This window comes from Aeromonas sp. QDB68, assembly GCF_027707405.1.
Taxonomy (GTDB): domain Bacteria; phylum Pseudomonadota; class Gammaproteobacteria; order Enterobacterales; family Aeromonadaceae; genus Aeromonas; species Aeromonas caviae.
On sequence record NZ_JAPCIQ010000195.1, the window covers coordinates 1 to 1837 of the forward strand.

Annotated in this window: 1 protein-coding gene; it reads left to right on the plus strand. The window is 64.7% G+C overall.

Going from position 1 to position 1837, the window contains the following annotated elements:
* Positions 1 to 123: 123 nt before the first annotated feature.
* A complete protein-coding gene (locus PG892_RS22140) occupies positions 124 to 1716 on the plus strand; it encodes a methyl-accepting chemotaxis protein (RefSeq protein WP_080989983.1) in 1593 nt (530 codons plus the stop codon).
* The last annotated feature ends 121 nt before the right edge of the window (positions 1717 to 1837 follow it).

Genomic DNA, 1837 nt, shown 5'->3' on the forward strand with positions numbered 1-1837 from the left:
ACTGCGCGAGCAGCTATCACCCAGTAATGGGAATCCCCCTCCTGTGACGCGAAGCGCTAAGGTGGGGAGGATGTCAAGACGATAGGCAAAAAACTTACCGCCGGCTTTGCCGTACTCGGCCTGATGATGGCCTTTATCGGCGGCTTCTCGCTGTTTGAATTCAGCAAGATGAACCGCGCCGCCATCGGCTTTACCGACAGTATCCTGCCCGCCGTCGTGCGCACCAGCACCCTCGGCGAGACCATCAATGCCCTGCGCCGCTACGAACTGGATGTCTTCCTGGTGGCGGACGATGCCCAGCAGAAGGCCCGCTATCGCAACGAGAGCGAGAAGAGCCTGCAAGAGGCTGCGCGCCAGATAGTGGCCCACGATGGCACCATCTGGGCGGAGGATCGGGAGGAGCGCCGCGCCTTTGACATCGTCAAGGCGGACTGGGAGCGATATGTCGCCCTGCACCAGCGCATCCGGCAGATGCAGGACTCGGGACAGATGGCCGAAGCCCGGCACCTCTTCATGGGGGAGGGGGTCACCCTCTACACCACCCTGAGCAAGTCGGTGGGGGATCTCATTCGCATCAACCACGGCTACTCCGTGGGCTCCCGCGCCGAGGTGATCGCCGCCTTTGACAGCGCCAAGCTGAGTGTGACCCTGGCCCTGGTGATCGGCCTGGCCCTGGTTGTCGCCCTCTCCGTGGTGCTGACCCGCCAGATCCGTGACCCGCTCATCATGCTGGCCCGTCAGGCCCAGCGCATTGCGAGCGGCGATCTCGGTCGGGGCGAGCTGCAGGAGTGGATCCGCGGCAACCGCTTCAACCGCGACGAGCTGGGCCAGCTGGGGTCGGCCATCGACCGGATGCAGGGGGCTCTGGCGGAGCTGGTGAGTGAAATCTCCGGTTCGGTGAGTCAGCTCAGCAGCGCGGTAGAGGAGGTGAGCGCCATCTCCGAGCAGTCCGCCGAAGGCATGGCAAGCCAGCAGGGAGAGGTCTCTCAGGTCGCCACCGCCATGAACGAGATGCAGTCCACCGTCAATGAGGTGTCTCGCAACACCACGGACGCCATGGGGGCGGCCAAGCAGGCTTCCCGCACCTCCACCCAGGGCAACCAGGTGGTGCGCAGCGCCATCGGCAGCATAGAGCAGGTTTCCCGCCAGATAGAGCAGGCCGGGAGCGTGGTGCAGCAACTTGAGACCGACAGCGCCAGCATCAGCATGGTGCTGGACGTGATTCGCGGCATCGCCGAGCAGACCAACCTGCTGGCCCTCAACGCGGCCATCGAAGCGGCCCGGGCCGGCGAGCAGGGGCGTGGCTTTGCGGTGGTGGCAGACGAGGTGCGCAGTCTGGCCCAGCGCACCCAGGCGTCCACCGCCGAAATCAGCAAGATGATCGAGGTGTTGCAGGAGCGTACCGCCGAGGCGGGCAGCGCCATGCAACTGAGCCGTCAGCAGATGCAGGAGAGCGTGGAGCTGGCGCGGGAGGCGGGGAGCAGCATCGACAGCATCAACGGTGCCGTCACCCAGATCACCGACATGAACACCCTGATCGCCACCGCCACCGAGCAGCAGAACGCGGTCACCGAGGAGCTCAATCGCAGCATCGTCAAGATCCACACCGCCGCCGACGAGAATGCCCAGGGGGTGCAGCAGACCGCCCAGGCCTGCGTCGAGCTGAGCAGGCTGGCCACCTCGCTGCACCATATGACCCAGCGCTTCACCCTCTGAGTCTTGCTGGTCACCCGGCACAGCGCAGAAGGCCCCACCAATCGGCGCAATGCTGTTCACTTAAGCGGAGCCGCATTGCGATTTACCGGAAAACGGGTCTTTGATATCTTCACCGCCCTGG